We start from the raw sequence: 4,113 nt of genomic DNA, 5'->3' as shown, positions 1-4,113 counted from the left end.
CGCTGCAATGAGTGAAGCGCAGCAGGCGCAATTGCAGGGACTGTCCGACCCCCAGAAGTTCGGCCGCCTGGTCGAGGTGGCAGGGCTTGGCCCGCTCGGCGCCCAGGCGGGCATTGCGCCGCAAAGGGCAAAAGCCTGCCTCGCGAGCAAGCCGGCGGTGGACCGGCTCGTGGGCATGTACGAAGCCGCCAATGCAATGGGCGTCCAGCGCACGCCCACCTTCTTCGTCAACGGCACGAAGGTGGAGGCCGACACCTGGGCCGAGCTGCAGCCGATCATCCTGAAGGCGGGGGGCTAGCACCGCGCATGGGCTCGGGGGAGCAGGCATGCAGATAAAGCGGCTGAAGCTTTCCGGCTTCAAGAGCTTCGTCGAGCCCGCCGAGCTTCGGATCGAGCCCGGGCTCACCGGCGTCGTCGGCCCCAATGGCTGCGGCAAATCCAACGTCCTCGAAGCGATCCGCTGGGTGATGGGCGAATCCAGCCCCAAGTCGATGCGCGGCTCGGGTATGGACGACGTGATCTTCGCCGGCACCGCCTTCCGCCCCTCGCGTGACTTTGCCGAGGTCTCGCTGCTGGTCGAGCGCGCCGCCGAGGACATCCCCGGCGATCTCGGCGCAGGTAAGGACGGCGAGGTCGAGGTCACCCGCCGGATCGAGCGCGGCGCCGGCTCCGCCTACCGGGTGAACGGCCGCGACGTCCGCGCCAAGGACGTCGCCCTGCTCTTCGCCGATGCCGCCACCGGAGCGCATTCGCCGGCTCTCGTCAGCCAGGGCAAGATCGCCGCCGTCATCGCCGCCAAGCCGACCGAGCGCCGGATGATGCTCGAGGAAGCGGCCGGCATCGCCGGGCTCCACGTGCGCCGCAAGGACGCCGAACAGAAGCTCCGCGCCGCCGAAGCCAATCTCACCCGGCTCGACGAGCTGCTCGGCGACATGGGGCAGCGCGCCGCGTCGCTACGCCGGCAGGCCAAATCGGCCGAGCGCTACCGCAAGCTCACCGACAAGATCCGGGTCGCCGAAGCGCGCCTGATCTTCGCCCGCTGGCGCGAGGCCGCTGCGGCGGCCGAGCAGGCCAAAAAGGAAGCCGAAGCCGCCGTGACCGCGGTCGAAAAGGCGGCCGAGGCGCAGCGCGGCGTCGCCGCCGCCCAGGCCGACGCCGCAAAGGCGCTCGCTTCTCGCCGGGCCGCCGCTCAGGCGGCGCGCGAGGCTGCGACCGCGCTCGGCCACAAGCTCGCCACTGCCCGCGCGGAGCAGGACACGATCGCACGCCGGATCAAGGAGCTGGCCGACCGCCGCACCGCGCTTGCTGCCGACCGTGCCCGCGAGGCGGCGCTCGGCGACGACGCGAAGGCGGCGCTTGCCAGGCTGGAGGAGGAAGCAGCGGCGATCGCACGCCGGCTTGCCCATGCCGAGGAGAGCCGCGCAACGACCGACGTCCGCACCGTCGAGCATGAGGATGCGGCGCGCGAGGCGGAGGCCGCACTCGGCCGAGCCCGTGCCGCACAGGCAGCCGAGCAGGCCGAAGCGCGGGTTGCCCGGACCGCTCTGGAGGCTGCGCGCATGAAGCTGAACCGGGCCGAGGCGGAGGCCGCCCGGCTTGCGGACCAGCTGAAGGAGCTCGGCGACGAAGCGCCGCTCGTAGAAGCTAAGCGCGCGGCCCGGCAGAAGCGCGAGGATGCCGAGGCCCGGCTCGCCGAGACCGCCGAAGCGCTCGGAGCCGCCGAAGCCAGGCGCGAACAGGCCGCCGCCGCCCGCGATGCCGCCGAAAGCGAGAGCGCCTCGGCGCGCGCTGCCCTGGCCGCGCTCGAATCCGAAGCCAAGGCGCTGGTCAAGGCGGTGGAAGGAAGCGGCGGCGACCGGGCCATCGCTTATCTCAAAGCCGACAAGGGCTACGAGCGTGCGCTTGCCGCCGCCCTGGGCGAGGATCTCGACGCCGCTTTGTCCGGCGATTCGCCGCGCCGCTGGGCGGGCGCGGAGATCGGCGCCGGCGATCCGGCTCTCCCGGGCGGCTGCGCGGCGCTGGCCGATCACGTCCAGGGGCCGCCCCAGCTCGCCCGCCGGCTCGCCCAGATCGGAGTCGCGCCGGAGGATGACGGAGGCATCGCGCTCGCCGTCGGCCAGCGCCTCGTCACCCTGGACGGGCGCCTCCGCCGCTGGGACGGCTATGTCGCCACCGGCCTCGGCGCCGCCGCGGCCGAGCGGCTGATCCGAGTGAACCGCCTCGCCGAGATCGAGACCGCCCTGCCGGAGGCCGCGGAAGTGGTTCGCGCCGCCGCCGAGCGGATCGAAACCGCGATGGCCGACATCCAGGCCGCCCGCGAGGCAGCCGACGAAGCGCGCCGGGAGGAAGCCGCCGCCGTCGCTCTGATCCGCGAGGCGGGGCGCGAGGAGGATGCCGCCAACGTCGCGATGGAGCGGCTCGACCTCCGCCGCACCGGCCTTGCCGAGCGCGCCGCTCAGGCCGATGCCGACCTTGCCGACGCCAGGCAGGCGCTGGCGGACGCGGAAGGGATCGTCGCAGCGCTCCCCGATGCCGCGGCACGCGACGCCGAGGTCGCGACGCTCCGCGCGCGTGCCGAGGCAGCCCAGCTTGCCCTTGCGGAGGTGCGCGCCGAAGCGGCCACCCATGCCCGGGCGGTGAGCGCCGACAAGCAGCGCGCCGAGGCGGCCGGCAAGGAAAGCGCCGACTGGCGCGTCCGGGCCGCCGACGCCGCCAAGCGCCACGCCGACATGGGCCGCCGGATCGCCGAGGCCGAAGCCGAGGCCGAGCGGCTGGCCGGCGCTCCCGATGCGCTTGCGGCGGAGGTCGAACGGCTGGAAGCGGATTACGGCCGCTCAGGGGCCGCGGCCGAGGAGGCGGCGGCGGCCGAGCGCGCAGGCGAAGCGAGGCTGCGCGAGGTCGAGGCCGGCCTGGCCGAAGTCGCGGAAGCGCTGGCCGTCGCCCGCGAGGCGCGCGCGGGAGCCGTGGCCCGCGCCGAGAACCAGGAAAGCCGCCGGATCGAGATGGGCCGCATCGCCGGCGAGCGGTTCGAATGCCCGCCGCCGCTCCTCCCGCAGCGCCTCGGCTTCGAGGAAGCGACCATCCAGCCGGCCGGTGCCGAATCGGCATCGCTTGACCGCCTCACGGCTGAGCGGGAGCGGATCGGCCCGGTGAACCTCGTCGCCGAGCGCGAACTCGAAGAGCTGGAGCAGGGCCGCACCGCCTCCCAGGCCGAACGCGAGGAATTGGGGCTCGCGATCAATCGCCTGCGCGGGTCGATCGGCAGCCTCAACCGCGAAGGCCGAGCCCGCCTGCTCGCCGCGTTCGAAGCGGTCGACCGCCACTTCCGGAGCCTCTTCACCACCCTGTTCGACGGCGGCCAGGCCCATCTCGAGCTGGTCGAATCCGACGACCCCCTCGAGGCCGGGCTCGAGATCATGGCTCAGCCGCCGGGCAAGCGCCTGTCCGGGCTCACGCTCCTCTCCGGGGGCGAGCAGGCTCTCACCGCCGTCGCCCTGATCTTCGGCCTCTTCCTCACCAATCCCGCGCCGATCTGCGTCCTCGACGAAGTTGACGCCCCCCTGGACGACGCCAACATCGAACGCTTCTGCGACCTGCTGGACCGAATGACCGCGGAGACCGAGACGCGCTACCTGATCGTCACCCACAATGCGGTCACGATGAGCCGCATGCACCGGCTGTTCGGTGTCACCATGGTGGAAAAGGGCGTCAGCCGCCTCGTCAGCGTCGATCTCGGCGGCGCGGAACGGCTGCTGGCCGCGGAATGAGCCTCTGAATCTCTGCTATTGAGAATAATTCTCAATCGCGTTAGCAGCCCCTCCAAGCGCAACAGACGCTCGGACACCAAGGGGTTACCATGTTCTTCCGTACCGCTTCCCTCCTCGCCCTCGGCTGCGCCCTCGCCGCGCCTGCTCATGCGGCCGATGTGCCTGCGCCTGCCGAAAAGGCCCCCGACACTGGCGACCAGACCATCGTCGTCACCGGCCAGCGCGAGGAATATGGCGTCAAATCCACCCGCACCGGGACCCGCACCGACACCGAGATCAAGGACATCCCGCAGGCGATGACAGTCATCTCGGAGGCGCAGATCGAGGACCAGGCGCTCCGCTCGAT

2 protein-coding genes and 1 pseudogene are annotated in these 4,113 nt (G+C 72.2%); all 3 read left to right on the top strand.

Translation table 11 applies throughout. The annotated features are described in order from the left end of the window. The coding region (locus VF662_RS04290; protein ID WP_464138059.1) for a DsbA family protein at positions 1–298 on the top strand (298 nt) is incomplete at its 5' end. A gap of 28 nt (positions 299–326) precedes the next feature. Next, positions 327–3,767: a chromosome segregation protein SMC gene (smc, locus tag VF662_RS04285; protein WP_464138052.1), complete on the top strand. Its 3,441-nt coding sequence runs from the start codon at positions 327–329 to the stop codon at positions 3,765–3,767. Positions 3,768–3,856: 89 nt separating this feature from the next. Continuing rightward, positions 3,857–4,113: pseudogene (locus VF662_RS04280) on the top strand (TonB-dependent siderophore receptor); the annotation flags it as partial.

The sequence above is a fragment of the Allosphingosinicella sp. genome, assembly GCF_036387215.1.
In the GTDB taxonomy this organism is placed as follows: Bacteria; Pseudomonadota; Alphaproteobacteria; order Sphingomonadales; family Sphingomonadaceae; genus Allosphingosinicella.
Note: the sequence above shows the minus strand (reverse complement) of the source record. Positions and strands in the feature narration are given on the sequence as shown.

Coding starts and splice junctions, on each gene's coding strand:
- smc (WP_464138052.1), top strand. CDS start 327: ATGCAGATAAAGCGGCTGAAGCTTTCCGGCTTCAAGAGCTTCGTCGAG.